This is a genomic window from Pseudomonas sp. 18175 (genome assembly GCF_050432925.1).
Taxonomy (GTDB): Bacteria; Pseudomonadota; Gammaproteobacteria; order Pseudomonadales; family Pseudomonadaceae; genus Aquipseudomonas.
Map to the genome: position 1 here is coordinate 229,875 of NZ_JBKFTO010000006.1, position 18,312 is coordinate 248,186.

16 protein-coding genes, 1 other RNA gene and 1 pseudogene are annotated in these 18,312 nt (G+C 58.9%); 8 read left to right on the forward strand and 10 right to left on the reverse strand.

The genetic code is table 11. The features are described from left to right. Positions 1 to 183: 183 nt before the first annotated feature. Positions 184 to 1,008 (forward strand): MNIO family bufferin maturase, encoded by an 825-nt coding sequence (gene bufB, locus ACLD1Y_RS10855; protein WP_429477963.1) that lies wholly within the window; start codon positions 184 to 186, stop codon positions 1,006 to 1,008. Beyond that, entirely contained in the window at positions 998 to 1,795 is a 798-nt protein-coding gene (locus tag ACLD1Y_RS10860) for an HvfC/BufC family peptide modification chaperone (RefSeq protein WP_429477965.1), read from the forward strand. Before bufB ends, ACLD1Y_RS10860 begins: the two co-directional genes overlap by 11 nt. A gap of 6 nt (positions 1,796 to 1,801) precedes the next feature. Here ACLD1Y_RS10860 and ACLD1Y_RS10865 read toward each other — a convergent pair whose 3' ends face one another. From ACLD1Y_RS10865 to ACLD1Y_RS10895, 7 genes are all read right to left on the reverse strand, one after another. After that, positions 1,802 to 3,754 carry an aconitase family protein gene (locus tag ACLD1Y_RS10865; protein WP_429477967.1) on the reverse strand — a complete coding sequence of 651 codons (1,953 nt, stop codon included), beginning with the start codon at positions 3,752 to 3,754 and terminating at the stop codon, positions 1,802 to 1,804. Between the two features lie 111 nt (positions 3,755 to 3,865). Next, entirely contained in the window at positions 3,866 to 5,101 is a 1,236-nt protein-coding gene (locus ACLD1Y_RS10870) for an MFS transporter (RefSeq protein WP_429477969.1), read from the reverse strand. 76 nt (positions 5,102 to 5,177) lie between these two features. Beyond that, on the reverse strand, positions 5,178 to 6,212 hold the full coding sequence (locus tag ACLD1Y_RS10875) for a cyclase family protein (RefSeq protein WP_339502648.1): 1,035 nt from the start codon (positions 6,210 to 6,212) through the stop codon (positions 5,178 to 5,180). Between the two features lie 79 nt (positions 6,213 to 6,291). Then, entirely contained in the window at positions 6,292 to 6,936 is a 645-nt protein-coding gene (locus ACLD1Y_RS10880; RefSeq protein ID WP_339502647.1) for a glutathione S-transferase family protein, read from the reverse strand. 52 nt (positions 6,937 to 6,988) lie between these two features. Continuing rightward, positions 6,989 to 7,207, reverse strand: a complete 219-nt coding sequence (locus ACLD1Y_RS10885; RefSeq protein WP_163908299.1) for a tautomerase family protein — start codon at positions 7,205 to 7,207, stop codon at positions 6,989 to 6,991. Further along, positions 7,195 to 8,472 carry a pyridoxal phosphate-dependent aminotransferase gene (locus tag ACLD1Y_RS10890; RefSeq protein WP_429477971.1) on the reverse strand — a complete coding sequence of 426 codons (1,278 nt, stop codon included), beginning with the start codon at positions 8,470 to 8,472 and terminating at the stop codon, positions 7,195 to 7,197. Before ACLD1Y_RS10890 ends, ACLD1Y_RS10885 begins: the two co-directional genes overlap by 13 nt. Positions 8,473 to 8,492: 20 nt before the next feature. Continuing rightward, complete coding sequence (locus tag ACLD1Y_RS10895) at positions 8,493 to 9,557, reverse strand: iron-containing redox enzyme family protein (RefSeq protein WP_429477973.1); 1,065 nt, start codon at positions 9,555 to 9,557, stop codon at positions 8,493 to 8,495. Positions 9,558 to 9,980: 423 nt separating this feature from the next. On the opposite strand from ACLD1Y_RS10895, the gene ACLD1Y_RS10900 reads away from it, so the two are divergent. The 6 genes from ACLD1Y_RS10900 to ACLD1Y_RS10925 all read left to right on the forward strand — a co-directional run bounded on the left by ACLD1Y_RS10900 (position 9,981) and on the right by ACLD1Y_RS10925 (position 17,100). Further along, the gene (locus ACLD1Y_RS10900; RefSeq protein ID WP_429477975.1) at positions 9,981 to 10,883 is read left to right on the forward strand and encodes a LysR family transcriptional regulator; all 903 of its coding nucleotides are present in this window, start codon (positions 9,981 to 9,983) and stop codon (positions 10,881 to 10,883) included. Between the two features lie 132 nt (positions 10,884 to 11,015). Beyond that, entirely contained in the window at positions 11,016 to 12,443 is a 1,428-nt protein-coding gene (leuC, locus tag ACLD1Y_RS10905; protein ID WP_163908307.1) for a 3-isopropylmalate dehydratase large subunit, read from the forward strand. A gap of 18 nt (positions 12,444 to 12,461) precedes the next feature. After that, positions 12,462 to 13,109: a 3-isopropylmalate dehydratase small subunit gene (gene leuD, locus ACLD1Y_RS10910; RefSeq protein WP_429477977.1), complete on the forward strand. Its 648-nt coding sequence runs from the start codon at positions 12,462 to 12,464 to the stop codon at positions 13,107 to 13,109. 168 nt (positions 13,110 to 13,277) lie between these two features. Further along, positions 13,278 to 14,267 (forward strand): LysR family transcriptional regulator, encoded by a 990-nt coding sequence (locus tag ACLD1Y_RS10915; RefSeq protein ID WP_429477979.1) that lies wholly within the window; start codon positions 13,278 to 13,280, stop codon positions 14,265 to 14,267. 12 nt (positions 14,268 to 14,279) lie between these two features. Beyond that, positions 14,280 to 15,689 carry a BufA1 family periplasmic bufferin-type metallophore gene (gene bufA1 / locus ACLD1Y_RS10920; RefSeq protein WP_429477981.1) on the forward strand — a complete coding sequence of 470 codons (1,410 nt, stop codon included), beginning with the start codon at positions 14,280 to 14,282 and terminating at the stop codon, positions 15,687 to 15,689. A 79-nt stretch (positions 15,690 to 15,768) separates the two neighbouring features. Then, positions 15,769 to 17,100: an MFS transporter gene (locus tag ACLD1Y_RS10925; protein ID WP_429477983.1), complete on the forward strand. Its 1,332-nt coding sequence runs from the start codon at positions 15,769 to 15,771 to the stop codon at positions 17,098 to 17,100. On the opposite strand, the pseudogene ACLD1Y_RS10930 reads toward ACLD1Y_RS10925, so the two are convergent. From ACLD1Y_RS10930 to ACLD1Y_RS10940, 3 genes and pseudogenes are all read right to left on the reverse strand, one after another. Further along, a pseudogene (locus ACLD1Y_RS10930) lies at positions 17,099 to 17,251 on the reverse strand (integrase arm-type DNA-binding domain-containing protein); the annotation flags it as partial. The gene ACLD1Y_RS10925 and the pseudogene ACLD1Y_RS10930 overlap by 2 nt on opposite strands. Positions 17,252 to 17,425: 174 nt before the next feature. Further along, positions 17,426 to 17,822: a transfer-messenger RNA gene (ssrA, locus tag ACLD1Y_RS10935) on the reverse strand. 103 nt (positions 17,823 to 17,925) lie between these two features. Next, positions 17,926 to 18,204, reverse strand: a complete 279-nt coding sequence (locus ACLD1Y_RS10940) for a hypothetical protein (protein ID WP_429477985.1) — start codon at positions 18,202 to 18,204, stop codon at positions 17,926 to 17,928. Between the last annotated feature and the right edge of the window lie 108 nt (positions 18,205 to 18,312).

Genomic DNA, 18,312 nt, shown 5'->3' on the forward strand with positions numbered 1-18,312 from the left:
CTCGGCCTTTTTTTGATGACTGGGGCGTTTGGGTGTTTTGGGTGAGTACCAGTACCGTTGACTCTAAGTGGTGTTGTCATTTCGCCCGCAGCGTCGCCGTTGTCTTCAGCCGGTTGCGCAGTTGCACAGATCGATTCCGTCCGCATAATGGGGGTCATGAATCCATTGCCCGACGAGTCACGAATGCGCCCGTTACCGCCGATTGGTGTTGGTCTGCGCGCTGCGCATTACCCCGACTTTCTGCAGACGCTGCCGCCCGTCGACTGGCTTGAAGTGCATACGGAGAACTACTTCGGGCCCGGTGGCTGGGATCTGCATGTGTTGCGGTGCCTGGCCGATCACTATCCGATCAGTCTGCATGGGGTGGGATTGGGCATCGGCTCGGTACATGGGTTTTCCATGGAACATGTCGAGCGCATTCGCCAGTTGGCAGCCAGCGTCAGGCCCTTTCTGATTTCGGAACACCTGACCTGGGGCGCGGTGGAGGGGCGCTGCATTAACGATCTGTTGCCGCTGCCGCTGACCGAAGCGTCTCTGAGCCTGGTCTGTGAGCGCCTCGATCAAGTGCAGAGCGCCCTCGGTCAACAACTGTTGCTGGAAAACGTGTCGACCAGTCTGCGCTACAAGGGTGACACCTTGGGTGAGACGCAGTTTCTTGCCGAAGTCGTGGCGCGCACTGGGAGTGCGGTGCTGCTGGATCTGAATAATCTTTACGTCAATCAATGCAACCACGGCGAACCGGCGCTGGCCGCCATGCAAACGCTCGCTGTTGGCTGCGTGGGTGAATTGCATCTTGCAGGCCATAGCCATGAGCACGGCTTGCTGGTGGATGATCATGGCAGTGCGGTTGCCGAGCCGGTCTGGGCGCTGTATCGCAGCGCATTGCGCCAGTTTGGCAGCGTGCCGGTGCTGATCGAATGGGACACTCGTCTGCCGCCGTTTGAAGAGCTGTTGGGTCAGGTCGAGATTGCTCGGGCGATTGCTGCGCAGGTGTCGATTGACGCGTGAAGAGTTGGCGTCGCTGCAAGCCGATTTTGTTGCAAGCCTCGACGAATCGTCAGCACCTGCGATTCTGCCGCAGGGTTGGTTTGACGCTGCCAGTGCCGATGATCTGCAGCGTTTTTCGCGTTACCGCAGTGCTCTCTGGCAGCACCAGGAGCGCTCGCTGGCGTTGACTTATCCGGTGATCAAGGCGTTGGTCGGCGATGAGTTTTTCCGCACGCTTGCGCATGCTTTTGGCCAGCGATATCCATCGCGCCAGGCCGATCTGAAAATGTTCGGCGCGCAGTTTTCGGCGTTTCTCAATGGTTACTTGGCCGTTCACGCCTACCCGTATTTCGCTGACGTGGCGGCGCTGGAGTGGTCGGTGCAGTGTGCGGCGTTCGCTGCTGACGCTGTGGCATTGAGTGCTGGCGAACTGGCTGCGCTGAGCAGCAGTCAACTCGATGCCCAACGTTTGACCCTGCATCCAGGCTGTTCGCTGCTGCACAGTGACTGGCCATGCGCGGCGTTATGGACTGCTCATGTGACGCCGGGCCAGGCATTTCCGGATCTGCAAGCGAAACACCGGACGACTCTGGTTTATCGACTCGGCTGGGTGGTGAAGGTGCGGGAGTTGAACCCTTGCGAAGCGGCGGGGTTGATCTGCCTGAGTGGCGGGGCCAGCCTGAGCGAGGCCTTGCTGGCAGCTCAGACGCGATTCGCCGAGGCGAATCGCCCATCGCAGTTGGTCGATAGCGCAGCGCTGGTTACGCGCTGGTTGAACGATGCGCTGCTGGTTACCGTCAGCGTCTAGCGATCCTTACGGAGCGCCAACTGCCAGCGTCGCCTGAAGTTCGGCGAAGGTGGTGATGCTGCCGGCAATCGCGCTGGCGGCCACGGTGTAGGGGCTGGCCAGCCAGACGCTGCCGGGCCCCGAACGGCCGGGAAAGTTACGGTTGATCGCGCTGATGGTGACCTGTTCCGCCGACACCGACTGCCCCGGTCCACAATTGGCGCAGGCGCCGCAACCCGGTTTGATCAGCACCACGCCGGCCTGCTCGAAGGTTTTCAGGTAACCGCGCTGCTGACAGTAATCGTGAACGTCCATCGTGCCGAACTGCAAAAACAGCCGTGTGTCTGCGTTCAGGGGATAGTCGTTGGCCAGCGCCCACGCCAGGACTTCGTGATAGCAGTCAAAATCACTGCGCTTGCCGGCGGTGCAGGACCCCCCATAGGCGATGTCCACGTTCACCGGCGCGGGCAGATCCGCCACTGCCACGCCGTTGCCGGGATCTCCCGGACGGGCCAGCATGGCTTGCAACTGGGCGCCGTCGATGTGGATCACTTCGCGATAATGGGCATCCGCATCACTGCTCATCCAGTCTTCGAGCTGGAAGTCGATGCCGCGCCGCTCTTTGAGAAAACTCACGGTTTTGGCATCGGGCTCGACAATGCCGGTCATGCCGCCGAGCTCGGCGACCATGTTGGTCAACGTCGCGCGTTCATCAATGCTCATTCCTCGAATGGCTGGGCCGCCATATTCGAACACTGCGCCGATTGCACCACCGGCCTGGATCGACTCCATCTGCAGCAGATACAGCACCAGATCCTTGGCCATCACCCCAGGCGCCAACGTGCCGCTGACCTCTATCCGAATCGTGTCGGGGACTTTGCAGCGCACGTAACCGGTGGCCCAGCTATTGGCCATTTCGGTCGCGCCAACGCCGAACGCCAGACAGCCCAGCGCGCCGGAATGCGGTGTGTGTGAATCGGTGCCGGCGACCACTTGTCCGGGCAGGGCGTAGCGCTCGATCATCAAGGCATGGCAAATGCCCTCTGACCCGGATTTGTCTTGCAGCGCCCCGTGGGAACGCACCGGATACTGCTCGGAAAAGTGCCTGTGGCCACGGGCAAGATCCGCCACACCGTCGAGCAGTCCCTGCTGGATGTGCGGAATGCTTTGCGGCGCGAGGACCAGATGATCCTCAAACGCAATGATCCGGTCTGGATCGATCAGGCTGGCCGGCTGACCGAACGCCTGATGCATGAGGTGGGCGCTCATGCCGGTGAAGTAGTCGTGACTGAAGCGGTAATCTGCGGCGATGAACACGCCCTCGCCACGGGTGACGGTCTGCGCATCCGGATGCAGGTGACGAGTGATGATTTTCTCGACCAGAGTCTGGCCTGTCTTGCTCGGGATAACCCGCTCGCGGTCCGGCAGCGGCCAGTGCGCAGCGCGGCTGTACTTGAGCAGTCCACCGCTGCGGATGATCTGCTGCGTCAGTTCGTCGCGACCTTCCAAGAAGGTCGAAAATTCGATGGCTTCGCCAGCGGCGATGCGCTCAAGCACAGAGAAATCGGTGGTGGTCAGAATGCCAATGTTGTCGCAGTTCTGTTGATAGATCCGCTCAAAGCTCTCGGCCACGATCAGGCGGATACCGGCCGACAGTTCAGCCACCGGCGAGGATTCGCGTGACGACCCTTTGCCGTAGCGCTTACCCGCGACGGTGATCTCGAAACCGCCTCGCTTGATCGCATGGCGAGCAATCGGCAATTGCTCGCCAGCCTTGAAGCCGACATAGGGGAATTCCCCCAGGCGCTCGTCGTAAACCATCATGACGGTGACGGGGGTGATTTCGTCGGTAGAGATGTTGTCGCGCAGCGGCTCGGCGCTTGCCAAAGTCAGGTCTTCGCCGTCGAGCTGACGGCGAATACACTCAGGGTTTTGCGACAAATACAGAGCGCGCCCGGAAAAGCGAATTGCATTGTTCATAGATGAGTTCTCCTGATTGCACTCTATCAGCGGGGAAAACGCCCCGCGCTGATGGTTGGAGAACACAGCGATGCTGGTTGGAGACGAATCGCCAAGCGCTGTGGGCAAGGCTCAGACATCGACCGGGAGCTTGTCACAAAGTGCTTTTCGCCGTTGCTGCACGCTCAATTGGCCGATCCACAGCGCACAGCCGAGCAGCAGCACGCAGGTAGCGATGAACACCGAACGAATCCCGATGTGTCCGGCAAAAAAACCACCAGCGACCGGTCCCAGCACTTGTCCGGCGTATTGCGCGGAGGTCGAATAACCGAGCATGCGGCCGACCGAGCGATCATCGACATTGTGCCGGATCAACGCAGTTACGCAGGGTAGCAAGCCGCCGAGCGCCAGGCCCATGCAGAAACGCAGGGCAATCAATTGCCAGATATCGCTGACAAAGGCTTGTGGAATCAGCAGCAGCCCGGCCAGTGCGAGGCTCGCAGCGACCACTTTAAGGCCACCGATCCGGTCAGCGATCTTGCCCAGCCGTGGCGCTGAAATGATACTGCCCAGCGCGGCGGCGGACATGGTCAAACCGGCGTAGAACGTCACGCTGCCGGCGGCCTCGACCAGTTGTTGCACGTACACGGTGATGATCGGCTCGATGGACATGTTGGCGACCATCAGCAATGACGCCGTGACGAGCATCGAGAAGACCACGGTGCGCTGATTATTCGATAAATCGGCGTCGGTCGCGGGGGGGGGCGCCGCGTTCGTCCTGGCTGGGGCGACACGCTTTTCTTCGCGGACGAACAGGCACGTGGCCAGGAAGTTCAGAAAAATACAGGCGCTGGCGAGGAAGAAGATGCTGCGAATATCCAGCACCGCCGGCAACACACCGCCAATCAACGGGCCGACCAGACTCCCGGCCATGATGCCCGACGCCAGGGTGCCCAGTGCCCAGGCCGAGCGATCCTTGGGCGTTTGCGCCGCCACGATCACATAGGACCCAGACGTGTAGCCGCCCGCCAGTCCCACCAGAAACCGCAACAGAACCAGCTGCCAAACATTCTGCGCCAGGCCGATCAGCGCCATGCTCACAACCATGCCCAGGCTCGCGCGAATGAGGTTTTGTTTGCTGCCATAACGATCAGCCAGACGCCCCCACAGCGGCGCCACCAGAGCAGCGGAAAGGAACGTTGCGCCATAGGCGATGCCCGACCACTGGACGATTTGCGCATGGCCTTCAACGCCCAGTTGCTCGATGTAGATCGGCAGAAAAGGCAACAGCAACGTCATGGCGACGATATTGATGAATGAGCCGAAGAAACAGATGGCCAGGTTACGTTGCCAGTACACGCTACTCATGTGATGAATCCCTGTAAAAATGATCGAGCGCATGGGCGTTGCCTGCGCCATGCCGATGCGCTCGCCGGCGCCGGGTTCAGACCGTGGCCACCGGCGTCACCGGCGAGGCCACGGCGCCAGTCAGACGCAGGGGCGGCGCGGTCAACAGAAAACGGCTGCGACCGTTTTCCCGCAGCCATTGGGCGAGTGGCGTCAGATACCAGAGTTCGCCCAAATGGATGCCCAGTTTGAACAGACACAACTCGTGCAGCGGCAGAATCGGGTAGTGCGGCAGATCGAGTTTTTCCGACGGGAAGGCTTCCACCGCATGATTATCCGCTGCAATCGCGCTGATCTGCGCTTCGTCGATCCAGCGTAGCAACTCTTCGTCACGACCGTTGAGGTCGACGCACGAGTGCTCAAGCAAATGCACGTCCGGATCGCCTTGCATATCCACCAGCATCTGCGCGAAACCGGTGTGGAACAGTACGATGTCGCCAGGCTCGACCACAATATTGTCGGCCTCCATGATCTGACGGATCTCGGCATAACCGACATGCCGCTTGGCATTGCCAAAATGTTTGTGCAGGTCGATCAGTACCGCCCGGCCTTGCAGTCCGGTGGCGGCCATGTGCTCGACCCCGAGGAACCTGGCTGGTGCCGGGGGGAAATCGCCGTGGGCATCTGGCTCACGTACGATCTCGCCAAAAATGTCCTGCTCGGCGCGAAAACCATTGTAGAAGCAGCTTTGCAAGCGCCCGTCACCGTCGATATCGAACAGGCTGCCGACTTGCGCAAGGCTGTCCCACTGGGTCGAATACTGTGTGCAAAGGGTCACCGTGTGGTCGCACAGCACATCGGTCAGATGCGGATCATCTTGGCTCAGTTGGTAGTCGATGTTCGAACGATTGTTGCGCAGTACTGGTTTCAGCACGGGTGGCTGGCGACGCGAATTCCACTTCGAACCGCCCGGCAGGTCAAGCGGCAGACTCAGGCAGAACGATTTGCCGGCACGAACCTCAGCGGCACCTTGACGGATCTTTTCAGCCGTCAGCAGATTCAGCCGTCCGAGTTGATCATCAGGACCGAAATCCCCCCAGTTCGAACCCGCCGGACGTTGCTTGTAGCGCATGTTGATACTCCACTCAGACCAGTGGGCAGCCCGCAGGCTGCCCGTTTCAACTCAGATGCTCGGCTTGAGCAAGATCGATTCAGTTATGTTCGGTCGGGTCTGGCTCAGGTGGTAACACGGCAAAGCGCTTGAAGCCCGGGCGCTGGCTGATGCGCTGGTACCAGGCGTCCAGATGCGGGGTTTCGGGTTTGTTGTCGAGCTCGAAGGTTTCATAGGTTTGCGCCAGCACACCGAGGGCAATATCGGCGATGGTGAAGTACTCGCCGGTGATGAATTGCTTGCCGGCCAGGTACTCGTCGGCAATCGACCAGTTCTTCGCCAGGCGCGTTGATTGGATGCGCACGGCATTCATGTCGCGCCGCTCGGGAGCGGTGCGGATCAGTGAAGTGAACAGCGGCACGATATCCGGCCACAGCGCGCCGACAGACCAGTCCAGCCAGCGGTTGCAGTCCGCATGCAACTTCGGTTCGGACGGGTAAAGGCTTGGCGGGCCGTAGCGCAGCGCCAGATAGCGCATGATCGCGTTGGACTCCCACAGCACGAATTCCTCATCGATCAGCGTCGGCACCAGACCATTGCGATTGAGCCGCAGGTATTCCTCATCATTGGTCCGGCCATACTGGCGGCCGGCATCGATTCGCTCAAAATCCAGCTTCAGGTCTTCAAGGCACCACAACACCTTCTTGACGCACAAACCACGTTCTCTGCCCCAAACTGTCAACATGACTATCCCTCGCACGATTTAATCAGATGGCTACTGCTTGCGTTGACCGACCTTATGCGGACGGTTTTTTCATGAATGTTTCGCGATACTCCGGCACTTGCAGACCAGCCATGCCCCAGTTATCGACATGGATTTCATCGATGACCACCGTGGTACTTCGCGGGTTTTTCTGCAGCACGCGTTCCAGCACCGCGGTGACTTCGGCGATCAGCTCGCGTTTCTGCTCGCGGGTGACGCCTTCATCGGTAATCTTGATATTTACGTAAGGCATGCAACGCTCCTTGGGTTGGCAGCGACGAGACTCGGCATCGGGCCTTGCTTCGCCAGCTCTGTCTGTAAACCGCGCGCCAGACGCTCCATGGCTCGGCGCAGCAGTTCGGGTTTCTGGGCAAAACACACGCGAATGAAGCCTTCTCCTGCGGGGCCGAACGCGCTGCCCGGTGCGATGGCGACGCCATGTTGTTGCACCAGCGCCATGGCCAGACTCAGGCTGTCGCTGACGCCCTCCAGCTGGATGAACGCATACAGGGCGGCGTCTGGCTGGTGGTAGCGGATGCCTGCAACACCGGCCAGCGCGGCAGACACGATCGCCCGCCCGGTCAGGCAGTAATCGCGGAACCCGTCCACGAATGGCCGATCCTGCAACGCCGCCAGCGCCGCGTTCTGCACGAAGGGCGCGACCCCGGAATGAGTCAGCTCGATCAGCTCACCAAGCTTTTCCCGCTGGCCCTGCGGCACCACCAGCCAACCCACCCGATACCCGGTCATGGCCCAGGCTTTGCTGAAGCTGTTGCACACCACCAGACGATCCTGGGCCGTGGCGATGTCGAGCATGGAAGGGGCGGCTCGCCGGCCGTCATAGATCAGGCGTGAATAGACTTCATCGCTGACGATCCACACCCCGTAGCGGCGGCACAGGTCCAGAATTGCCTGCATCTGTTGCGCACTGGCGGTCCAGCCGGTGGGATTGTTGGGCGAATTGAGAAACAGCACCCGGCTGCCCGGCAACGCCGCTTCCAACGCTTCCAGGTTCAGCGTGAACCCCTGTTGGTCGAGCAACAGCGGCACGTCGCGCACATTCACGCCTTTGAGCGCCGCGAGATTTCCCGGGTTGGGCCACGCGGGCGAAATCAGTACCGCCGTGTCGCCTTCGCGCAGCAGCGCAGCGAAGGCGACGTTGATTGCGGCCATGCCCGAGGCGGTCACGGCGATCCGATCCTCACTGACTGGCATTTGATGTAGCTCGCTCAGGTAGTCGGCCAGCCCTTGGCGCAGGGCCGGCACACCGCGAATATCCGGGTAGCGGGTGTGCCCGGCATCGAGCGCTTGCTTGAGCGCGGTTTGTGCGCAGACGGGGCTCGGATGATCGCTTTCGCCGAAGCACAGAAAGTCCACATCCCCGAGCCGAAACGCTTCCCGGGCCACCCCGACCAACTGCGAGCCTGCGATGTGATCGAGATCGAACGTTGCCAGGTGTTCGAATGCATCGGACACCGAGTCGGGCAGCGGTCTGTCATGACTGTTCAAAGAAACCACGGATGCACCCCTCAGCCGGTTCAGGCAATCGAAAGAACGTTCTGCGGCTGCGCAATTCGGTCCTGACGCTGCACGTGGGCGAGCAAGGCGTCGAGGAAAGTGTTCGACGAATTGAGGCGGATCAGTGCTCCGTAGAGAATTTCCCTGATGACACGCGGATCCTGTTCGACCGCCGGTTCTATGACGTTGTCGAACCAGCCTTTGCCATGAATTGCATCGATGCGGATATGCAGGTCGTGGTAAGCCAGACCAAACTCCGGCAACCCCAGGCGCCGCCAGCCGGCAACCAGTTTTTTGAAGCGCCGAGGGGCGAGGTATTCGGTAACCCCGAAGTAACCGATGGCTTTGTAATGATGCCGCGGGCTCAGGGCCAGGCAGGCAGAAAGGTTGCCGCACACCCGTGCTTCAGGGAGCAACGCCTTGTCGATGTAAGCGGCGTCGACATTCAGCGCCTTCAAGGCTTTGCTGAACAGCAGGGTGTGCACCTCTCGTTCATCACCATTGCCCATCTCGTCGAAATAGTTTTTGGCGATTTCCATTTTTTCTGCGCCGACTGTGCCCACTTGCATCAGCGCCAGAATATCGTCGAAGCGCGGGTCGAGAGTGGTTTCCTGCGCCAGGAAAGTTCTGAAAGCTTCAACACTTGCCGAGTCGCGAAGATAGTTCTGAAAGAATGGGTGCGCGCCCGCAGGGTGTTGGGATATCAGCTGTTTGAACCAACTTACAAAAGCGCTGCCGTTAGTCGGCATCTGATCGAATATGTCTGCCGGGATAATATCGATTTCATTCTGCAGGATGACTGGTTCAAGTAAGGTAGTGATGTCGGCGAATACACAAGAGACATCAACATCGACTGTTTCCATTGATGGCACTGAAAAGCGGTAGTCATAGATGACTGCCAGTACCCGATGCAGTTCTTCACGCGATTCCTGTTGGCCACAAGTGCAAAGGCGTTTCAGGCGGAGGCACTCATCGAGGACTTTTTGGCGCAGCTCATTGTTGAGTACATACGGCTGCGGCCCACTGAATCCATGCTTGCAATAGTCAGTGATGAATGAAAGCAAATTTAAGTCTTGCGTTTGCATCGTGCACTCCTTCGAACGAGTAAAACAACTTTCACGGACAAATAGTGGCTCGAAAAAATTGCGCTAATAGAGTCGATTGCGTTTCTCTTAGAGCAAGTATGTAGGGCGCTATTCAATTGCGTTCTATGGTCTATGGTGGTGCCGTGAAAATCAATTCTCGAATTTTCTACAGTGTTCAACTTAATGAGAACGATCGCTTCGGTTTGACGTGCTTCAGTACTATGAGCGAGCGGCGGAGTTTCAGTTGATCGACCTTGTGCAGGGTTGGTTGATACTTCCAATGGCGTTGAAAAGCGTGTATTCCATGTCGGCAAGTCGCACGTTGTGCTCAGCTGAAGTAGCGGCTTAATATCATTAAATAAGAATTATTCGTGTTGGCGTGTCTGGAGTTAGTCGAGAGTCTGTCGCGCCCAAGGGAGGGCCATGAATCACTTAGTCAGAAAACTGGACTTCACTTCGTTGCGCTTGTTCGTGACGGTTTGTCAGGAAAAAAACATCGCCCGCGCCGCCGAACGCGAGTGCATCACGCCCTCGGCCGTCAGCCGGCGTATCGCCGAGATCGAGGCAATTGTCGGGCTGCCGATCATTCATCGCGAATCGCGCGGCATTTCCGTAACGCCGGTCGGTGAAATGATCATTCGTCACGCCAAAGCGATGATTGCCAGCCTGGAAAGCCTAAACGCCGAACTCTCACAGTTCACCTCGGGCGCCAAGGGCAGTGTGCAGATCGCCGCCAACCTGTCGGCCATCGTTCAGTTTCTTCCGGAAGATCTGGCGGCGTTCAAACGCTTGTTTCCGGAAGTGGAAATTCTCGTCGATGAGCACAGCAGCGCCCATGTGATGCGCAGCGTCATCGAGGGCAGCGCTGAAATCGGTATCTGCAATGCCAATTCCGGCACCGCAGAGTTGGAGTTCTTGCCGTATCGCACGGACAGGCTGGTGCTGGTGGTACCGCGCGGCCACCACCTGGCCGAAGCCAGTTCTGTAACGTTCAACGATATCGCCCGCGAAAGCTTCGTCGGTTTGTCTGAGGAAACCTCGCTGATGACTTTGCTGGCGCAGCGCGCCCGGGACATTGGCGAGGAGCTGGACGTGAAGATTCGCGTGCGCAGCCTCGACGTGTTGTGCCGGATGGTGCACGTCAAACTTGGAGTGGCGGTGGTTCCGCAACTGGTGGCCGAGTTGAATATGAACGCGCTGGACCTGCGCGTGGTGCCATTTGTCGAGCCGTGGTCGATCCGCAAACTGGTGGTGGTGTTTCGCCATCGTGATCGCCTGACTGCCACCGCAGCAGCGCTGGTCAACTATCTGACCAACAAGCACTGAGGAGTTGGCAGAAAGCCTTGAGCAAAAAGCACGTGTCACTCGCCAATCGGCACGTTAGCCATCTCGACATGTCACGTCTGGGATTGGATCCGGATAGTAATATTTGGATACATCTCCGACGGGACTTGCCCCATGACCATCGCCACGCCAGCCAAAACCCTCTACGAAAAGCTCTGGGATGCGCATGCCGTTACCACCGATGAAGACGGCACGGCGCTGCTCTACATCGATCGTCATCTGATCAACGAAGTTTCCAGCCCGCAGGCTTTCGAAGGGCTGAAGCTGAGCGAGCGCACGCCATGGCGGGTTGCCTCCAACCTCGCCGTCGCCGATCACAACGTGCCGACCAGTGATCGCGCCGGTGGCAAGATCCGTGATCCGTTTTCGCGGATGCAGGTTCAGACGCTGGACGCCAATGCGCAGACTTATGGCTTCACCTACTTCGGGATGAACGATCCCCGCCAAGGCATCGAGCATGTGATCGGCCCGGAACAAGGCGCGACGCTGCCCGGCATGACGGTGGTCTGTGGCGACTCGCACACCTCGACCCACGGCGCTTTCGCTTGTCTGGCACATGGCATCGGCACTTCGGAAGTCGAACATGTGCTGGTCACCCAGACCCTGCTGACGAAGAAAATGAAGTCGATGAAAGTCCAGGTCGACGGCCAGTTGCCGCCCGGCGTGACGGCCAAGGACATTGTCCTGGCAATCATTGGCAAGATCGGCACCGCCGGTGGCACGGGTTGCGCGATTGAGTACGCCGGTTCAACCATCGAAGCGCTGTCGATGGAAGGGCGCATGACGATCTGCAACATGTCGATCGAGGCCGGTGCGCGGGCCGGGCTGATTGCCTTCGACGACACAACCCTGGCCTATGTCAAAGGCCGGCCGCTGGCACCCACCGGCGAGCAATGGGAGCAGGCAGTCGAATACTGGCGAACCTTGCACTCGGATGCGGATGCGCAGTTCCACGAGGTGGTGACGCTGGACGCCACAACCATTCAACCGCAGGTGACATGGGGCACTTCGCCGGAAATGGTCGCGCCGGTCGGTGGCCGGGTGCCAGACCCGAGTCAGGAAGCAGATCCGGTCAAGCGTGACGGCATGCTCAAGGCGCTGGCGTACATGGGGCTGCAAGCGGGGACTTCGATCAAAGATATCGTCCTCGACAAAGTGTTCATCGGCTCCTGCACCAACTCGCGAATCGAAGACTTGCGCGCCGCTGCCGAGGTTGTGCGCGGGCATTCGCTGGCGGCCAACATCAAGCTGGCGATGGTGGTTCCGGGCTCCGGGCTGGTCAAGAGTCAGGCGGAACTTGAAGGTCTGGACCAAGTGTTCATTCGCGCCGGATTCCAATGGCGCGAACCCGGCTGCTCGATGTGCATGGCAATGAATGACGATCGCCTGAGCAGCGGCGAACGCTGCGCTTCAACCTCCAATCGCAATTTCGAAGGGCGCCAGGGGCCCGGTGGGCGAACGCATCTGGTCAGCCCCGCGATGGCTGCGGCGGCAGCTATTGCCGGGCGCTTCGTCGATGTCCGCACGCTTAAACACCCATAAACATAAAAGGAAATGACTGTGACGCCATTGATCCAACATCGCGGTCTGGTTGTGCCTTTTGATCGAGTCAACGTCGATACCGATGCGATCATTCCCAAGCAGTTCCTCAAATCGATCCGCCGCACAGGCTTTGGTCAGAATCTGTTTGACGAGTGGCGCTACCTCGATCATGGAGAGCCAGGGCAGGCCTGTGAGCAACGGCCACTGAACCCGGATTTCATCCTCAATCAACCGCGTTACCAAGGTGCGTCGATCCTGTTGACGCGCGCCAATTTCGGTTGCGGATCGTCGCGCGAACATGCGCCGTGGGCGCTCGAGCAGTACGGATTTCGGGTGATGATCGCGCCAAGCTTTGCCGACATCTTCTTCCACAACAGCTTCAAGAACGGCCTGTTGCCGATTGTGCTGGAGGATGAGCAGATCGATCGGCTGTTCGAGGCGGCCACTCAGATCGAACCTTTACATTTGACCATCGACCTCGAACAGCAGCGCATCACATCTGATGCACACGCCGTTTCCATCGCGTTCGAGATTGATCCGTTCCGCAAATTCTGCCTGCTCAACGGGCTGGACGATATCGCTCTGACATTGCAACGCCAGGCGCTGATTCAAGCCTTCGAACACAACCATCTCAAACGCTTCCCATGGCTACTGAACACTCTATAAGCGACAGCAACTGACCGCGTTAACAATGGGGATTGCTACCGAGCATTCGGTTCGATCCCCGGGGCATCGAAATGACCTGCACGGCGCCGCGCTGCAAGCGGCTACCGGGGGAAAGGAATGGATACCCGCTGCGTGCTTTGGCGCGCACAGGTTTAACGGAGTGAGTACATGTATCCGATCAGTTTGTTACACCACCTGGATCTGACCACGCTGAAGCTGCTGCTTTCGATCAGCGAGGAAGGCAACCTGACCCGCGGTGCCCGACGAGAATCCATCGCTATTTCGGCCGCGAGCAAAAGACTGCTTGGTCTGGAACAAGCCATTGGCCTGCCGCTGTTCATTAGGAAATCCAAGGGCATGACGCTCACCGCAGCCGGTGAAACCTTGCTCGACCATGCGCGGCAAATGTTGCAAGGCGCGCAACGGATTCATGCCGCTCTGATGGAGCATGCGCGCCAGGCGCAGGATTGCGTCAGGGTCGCTGCCAACCCATCCTCCATCGCCCAGTTTGTGCCCGACGATGTCAGTCATTTCCTCAACGCCCACAAGCGGATCTGCGTCGACCTTCAGGAAGATTCCAGCCTTAATGTGTTGCAGGCCATAGAGGCGGGCAGGGCCGATATCGGGGTGTACGCGGACAATGGCCTGGCACACGATTTGTACTGCGAACCGTACCGCCAGGATCGCCTGATCATGGTTGTCCATCACAAGCATCCGCTGGCACCGCGCGGTCAGATCAGCTTCGAAGAGTCGCTGGACAATCATCACATCGGTCTGCACGGCAACGACTGGATCCTCAACCACGCGATGAAAAGCTCACTGGAAGCCGGAAAACCGTTGGACATTCAAACGCAGGTGCCGAGTTTCGAAGTGTTATGCCGCATGGTCCAGGCCGGGGTCGGCGTAGGGCTGATTCCTTACCAGGTGTTCAAAAGCCTCGGGCCGCCGAAGAACCTGGTTTCGCTCGACCTGCGCGACGAGTGGGCCACGCGTCACTTGAAAGTGGTCGTGCGCGATCCTCGGCATTTGTCGCCTGCAGCCGGAAAACTGTTCACACACCTGACCCAGGCTAACAACGAACAGCGCGCTGGCGTGTGGCTCCCACGTCCGGGAGAGCGAGTTGCGGGCGGCAATCCACATCAGTTGTTCATGTCCTGAATCCGGGCCCTGATGATGAATCTCAAAGATCTTCTGTTAGCTTCGGCATTGGCCTCAATCGGTGCAACGGCCGCGAGCGAAGCCGATGCCGCCGCACAAAAAACCGCCGATAACGAGGTGTGTTATGGCGTGGCCAAGGCTGGCCATAACGACTGTGCCGACACCCGTTGTTTTCACTCCTGCTCCGGCATGAGCAGTGTCGACAACGACCCGGGCGAGTGGACCATGGTGCCCAAAGGCACTTGCGTACAGTCAGGTGGAACGGTTGCCGCCCAGCCGCAGGCTTGCTCGGCGCACGTAGCTCCGCTGTCCGCCACGGCCGACCTGCAAGTCGGCGCCAAACTCTACGCCGAGGGTGATCGCGCGCGCGCGATTCCGGCCTGTACTGCGTGCCATGGCGTGGCCGGTGATTCGCAAAACAGCGCATTTCCAAAACTGGCAGGCCAATTCGCCAGCTATCTCGACGCTCAGTTACGCGCTTTTCGCGACGGCACGCGAGCTTCGCCGATCATGGACGTCGCGGCCAAATCCTTGACCGACGAGGAGGTCGCGAACATCGCCCAATTTCTTGCCGCACGCCAACCGGTCAGCGTGGCGAACCGCCTCAGAGCGCAAAGCCTGCAGGCCGTGCTCAGCCAAGCGAAGCCCCAGTCCGGCGAGCCGTTCAGTGATTGCGAGGACGCTTGTCCACCCTTGATGCCGATTCCTGCAGGTGATTTCGCGATGGGTTCACCGCCGAGCGAGGCACAGCGCTTCGGCAATGAGCAACAGCATCCGGTGAACATTGCCAGGCCCTTCGCCATGGCGGTTACCAGTGTCACGTTCCAGCAATGGGATGCCTGCCTGGACGATGGCGGTTGCAACGCTTACAAGCCCAGTGACGAAGGATGGGGGCGTGGCAAGCGTCCGGTGATCAACGTCAGTCTCAGCGATGCGCGTGCCTATATCCAATGGCTCTCGAACAAGACCGGTCATCTGTACGCACTGCCCAGCGAGGCGCAGTGGGAATACGCCGCCCGTGCTGGCACGTCTACCGCGCGCTGGTGGGGTGAGGCCGCCAGTCGCAGTCAGGCCAACTACGGCCCGGACGATTGCCCTACGCAAATTCGCTGTGGCGGCTTTATTGCGGGACCGGATCAATGGTTGAACACCGCTCCTGTCGGCAGTTTTGCGGCAAACGATTTCGGGTTGTTCGACATGCTCGGCAACGTCTGGCAGTGGACCGACGATTGCTGGCACAGCGATTACCGGAATGCACCGCAGGACGGCAGTGCCTGGCAAGAGCGGCAATGCACGCAAGGGGTCATCCGGGGTGGTGCCTGGGGCAATATCCCGGCGTTCATCCGCTCGGCGAGCCGCGCCGGCTACAAGGTCGAGGGGCGGACCAGCAATATCGGTTTCAGGGTGGTGCGTGAACTGTAGAACCTTTTAATGCAGCAACCGGCTGCCATGCGTAGCCGGAACAAATGATCTCCAACAACTACAATTAAGGAGAAATATCATGACAACTGCCATTCAAGGCGCTGTGGTCGATACGGCCAGCGTTGATGAACTCATGCTTTACCGGCGCATTGCCTGGCGTATTCTTCCGCTCACCATGGTGTGCTTCCTCTTCTCGTATTTCGACCGGATCAATATCAGTTTTGCCAAGACCCAGATGCAGGCCGAGCTCGGCCTGTCGGATTCGGCGTACGGGTTCGCCGCCAGCATTTTCTTTTTTGGTTACGTGCTGTTTGAAGTGCCCAGCAGCTATGGACTCAAACGCTACGGCGCACCTAGCTGGATCTGCCGCATCATGATTTCCTGGGGGCTGGCGACCGCCGCGCTAGTGTTTGCCTACAATGAATATTCGTTGTATTTCCTGCGCTTTCTGATCGGGGTGATGGAAGCCGGTTTTGGCCCGGCGCTGTTGTTCTATCTGGCGTGCTGGTTTCCGAAAAAGAATCTGGCGAGCATGAACGGCATCTGGTTCCTCTCGATCCCGCTAGCCGGCGTGCTCGGCGCGCCGGTGTCGGGCCTGATCCTCGAATACATGAATGGTTTTCTCGGACTCGCCGGATGGCACTGGCTGTTTGTCTTGTCCGGGTTACCCTGCGCTCTGCTGGGTATCGTCGTGCTGTACAAACTTGATCGCGACATTCAGTCCGCCAAGTGGCTCACCCAGGACGAAAAGGATGTGCTGCAGTGCAACCTGGACAACGATAAGAAGCAGTCGCAGCCGATCCATGCCTCGCTGTTCAAGGTGATCTTTACCCGCCAGGTCGCGGTGCTGTCGGTGATCTATTTCATGATCAAACTGACCGGCTATGGGCTGAACTTCTGGATGCCGCACCTGATCGGCGCATCGGGGATAAAGAGCGAACTGACGGTCGGGTTCCTGACGGCACTGCCGTATCTGGTGGCCGCCATCGGCATGATCATCGTCACCCGGCGCTCGGATGCCTCCGGAGAGCGGCGCAAGTACTTGTGGATGTCGATGATGGTTGGCGCCATCGGCTATTTCGCCGCGTGCTATTTCAATGAACACTACATCCTGCTGACGGCATTTCTGGTGCTGGCCACGGCGGGTATTTTTATTGCCATTCCGATTTTCTGGACGATTCCGCAACAGGCGTTTACCGGCCTTGCAATTGCCGGCGGGATTGCTGCGGTCAATACCGTTGGGCAGTTGAGCGGCATGGTGGCGCCGTTGTTGGTGGGCTACATAAACGACGTGAGCGGTAACACCTACATGGGCATGTTGGCGCTGGCCCCGTTCTGCGTCCTGTGCGCGGCGCTGATCCATTGGGGCCTGCCGGATGATTCAAAAACCGCGCGGCGGGTTATGGTTTGACGCGATGCCGGTAGTTGAAATTCCACTGCATCGAGCGATTGACCCTGACTCGCAGCTGGAGCCCGTCGCCATCGGTGAGGACGTAATCCTTGTCTTTCGGTTTGACTGCCTTGAGCTGGCGGTCGGAGAGGCGGGTGGTTTGAGCGCACATGAGAAGTACTCCATGACACCTTTTGGTATTCCCAAGATTAGCGCCGGGTAGCCGGGAATACCAAACCGCCTGGGACTCAAAAAACCTGGAAAGCCTCCCGCAGCGCTGAAACCCCGTATTTACTGGATTACAGGCACAAAAAAAGACGTCCGTGGACGTCTTTAGATGTTGAAGTGGTGGAGCCGGGGGGATTTGAACCCCCGTCCGCCAGTACTCCGCTGTCGGTACTACATGCGTAGCCGTTTCTATTAAGTTAACCCTCAGCGACCCGAAGGGCAGGGTGCTTTGGGCGAGTTGTGTAAGTTTTAGCCGCTTCGTCCACAACGTACTGCACGGCGATTCTGTTCTATATGACAATCACTTTGGGTTTACAGACATCCCCTGGTGATTGCTGGACCCGAAGGTACCAGAAGCTCAGGGCTAAGGCTGCTTACGCAGCGAGAGCGAATTCCTGGCCGTAGTTTTCGTCATTGGCAACTATAAGAAGTTGCAACAGTGGATTTACGAGTTCTGTTACCAACTCGGCATGCACCTAAAGTTTCGCGACCGGCGTCGAATCCTAAACGGCCCCGTGCTTGTAACTCGTTGTTTCTTAGTGAGTGACAAGCCTATGCAGTGTACGCCAAACCGTCGCGGAAGGCCAACCCGAAGGTTGGTCTCCGGCCGCCGGCTGGCTATTTTTCGCCTTTGTTAAGGTTTTGCAGGTCTTGCAGTGTCTTGGAGGTGATCGCGATGCACTGCTCGTCATCACCCCTGGCGTGGGCCGCCATGGCGGAGGACACGGCCGTGTCTATTTCGCCGCCTTTGCCCGTGCTGTCGGTGGGGAGCGGCGTTTTGGCATTTTTGATTTTGTCGATGTTGATTTGGCACAGGTCCTTGTCGCCTGCCGCAAAGGCAGGAGAGGCCAACATCGCAGCGGTAATGAACAAGCCAGCAAGAGCGGAACGCTTCATAGGGTATCTCCTTGCGCAAAAGGGCTCGACGCTGCTGGCGTTCAAGGCCTGCCAGCGACATCACTGATGGGCCTCGTTCGTTGAGGCCTATGCAGATGACTACACCGG

Coding starts and splice junctions, on each gene's coding strand:
- bufB (WP_429477963.1), top strand. CDS start 184: ATGCGCCCGTTACCGCCGATTGGTGTTGGTCTGCGCGCTGCGCATTAC.
- ACLD1Y_RS10865 (WP_429477967.1), bottom strand. CDS start 3,754: ATGAACAATGCAATTCGCTTTTCCGGGCGCGCTCTGTATTTGTCGCAA.
- ACLD1Y_RS10870 (WP_429477969.1), bottom strand. CDS start 5,101: ATGAGTAGCGTGTACTGGCAACGTAACCTGGCCATCTGTTTCTTCGGC.
- ACLD1Y_RS10875 (WP_339502648.1), bottom strand. CDS start 6,212: ATGCGCTACAAGCAACGTCCGGCGGGTTCGAACTGGGGGGATTTCGGT.
- ACLD1Y_RS10880 (WP_339502647.1), bottom strand. CDS start 6,936: ATGTTGACAGTTTGGGGCAGAGAACGTGGTTTGTGCGTCAAGAAGGTG.
- ACLD1Y_RS10885 (WP_163908299.1), bottom strand. CDS start 7,207: ATGCCTTACGTAAATATCAAGATTACCGATGAAGGCGTCACCCGCGAG.
- ACLD1Y_RS10895 (WP_429477973.1), bottom strand. CDS start 9,557: ATGCAAACGCAAGACTTAAATTTGCTTTCATTCATCACTGACTATTGC.
- ACLD1Y_RS10900 (WP_429477975.1), top strand. CDS start 9,981: ATGAATCACTTAGTCAGAAAACTGGACTTCACTTCGTTGCGCTTGTTC.
- leuC (WP_163908307.1), top strand. CDS start 11,016: ATGACCATCGCCACGCCAGCCAAAACCCTCTACGAAAAGCTCTGGGAT.
- ACLD1Y_RS10915 (WP_429477979.1), top strand. CDS start 13,278: ATGTATCCGATCAGTTTGTTACACCACCTGGATCTGACCACGCTGAAG.
- bufA1 (WP_429477981.1), top strand. CDS start 14,280: ATGATGAATCTCAAAGATCTTCTGTTAGCTTCGGCATTGGCCTCAATC.
- ACLD1Y_RS10925 (WP_429477983.1), top strand. CDS start 15,769: ATGACAACTGCCATTCAAGGCGCTGTGGTCGATACGGCCAGCGTTGAT.
- ACLD1Y_RS10940 (WP_429477985.1), bottom strand. CDS start 18,204: ATGAAGCGTTCCGCTCTTGCTGGCTTGTTCATTACCGCTGCGATGTTG.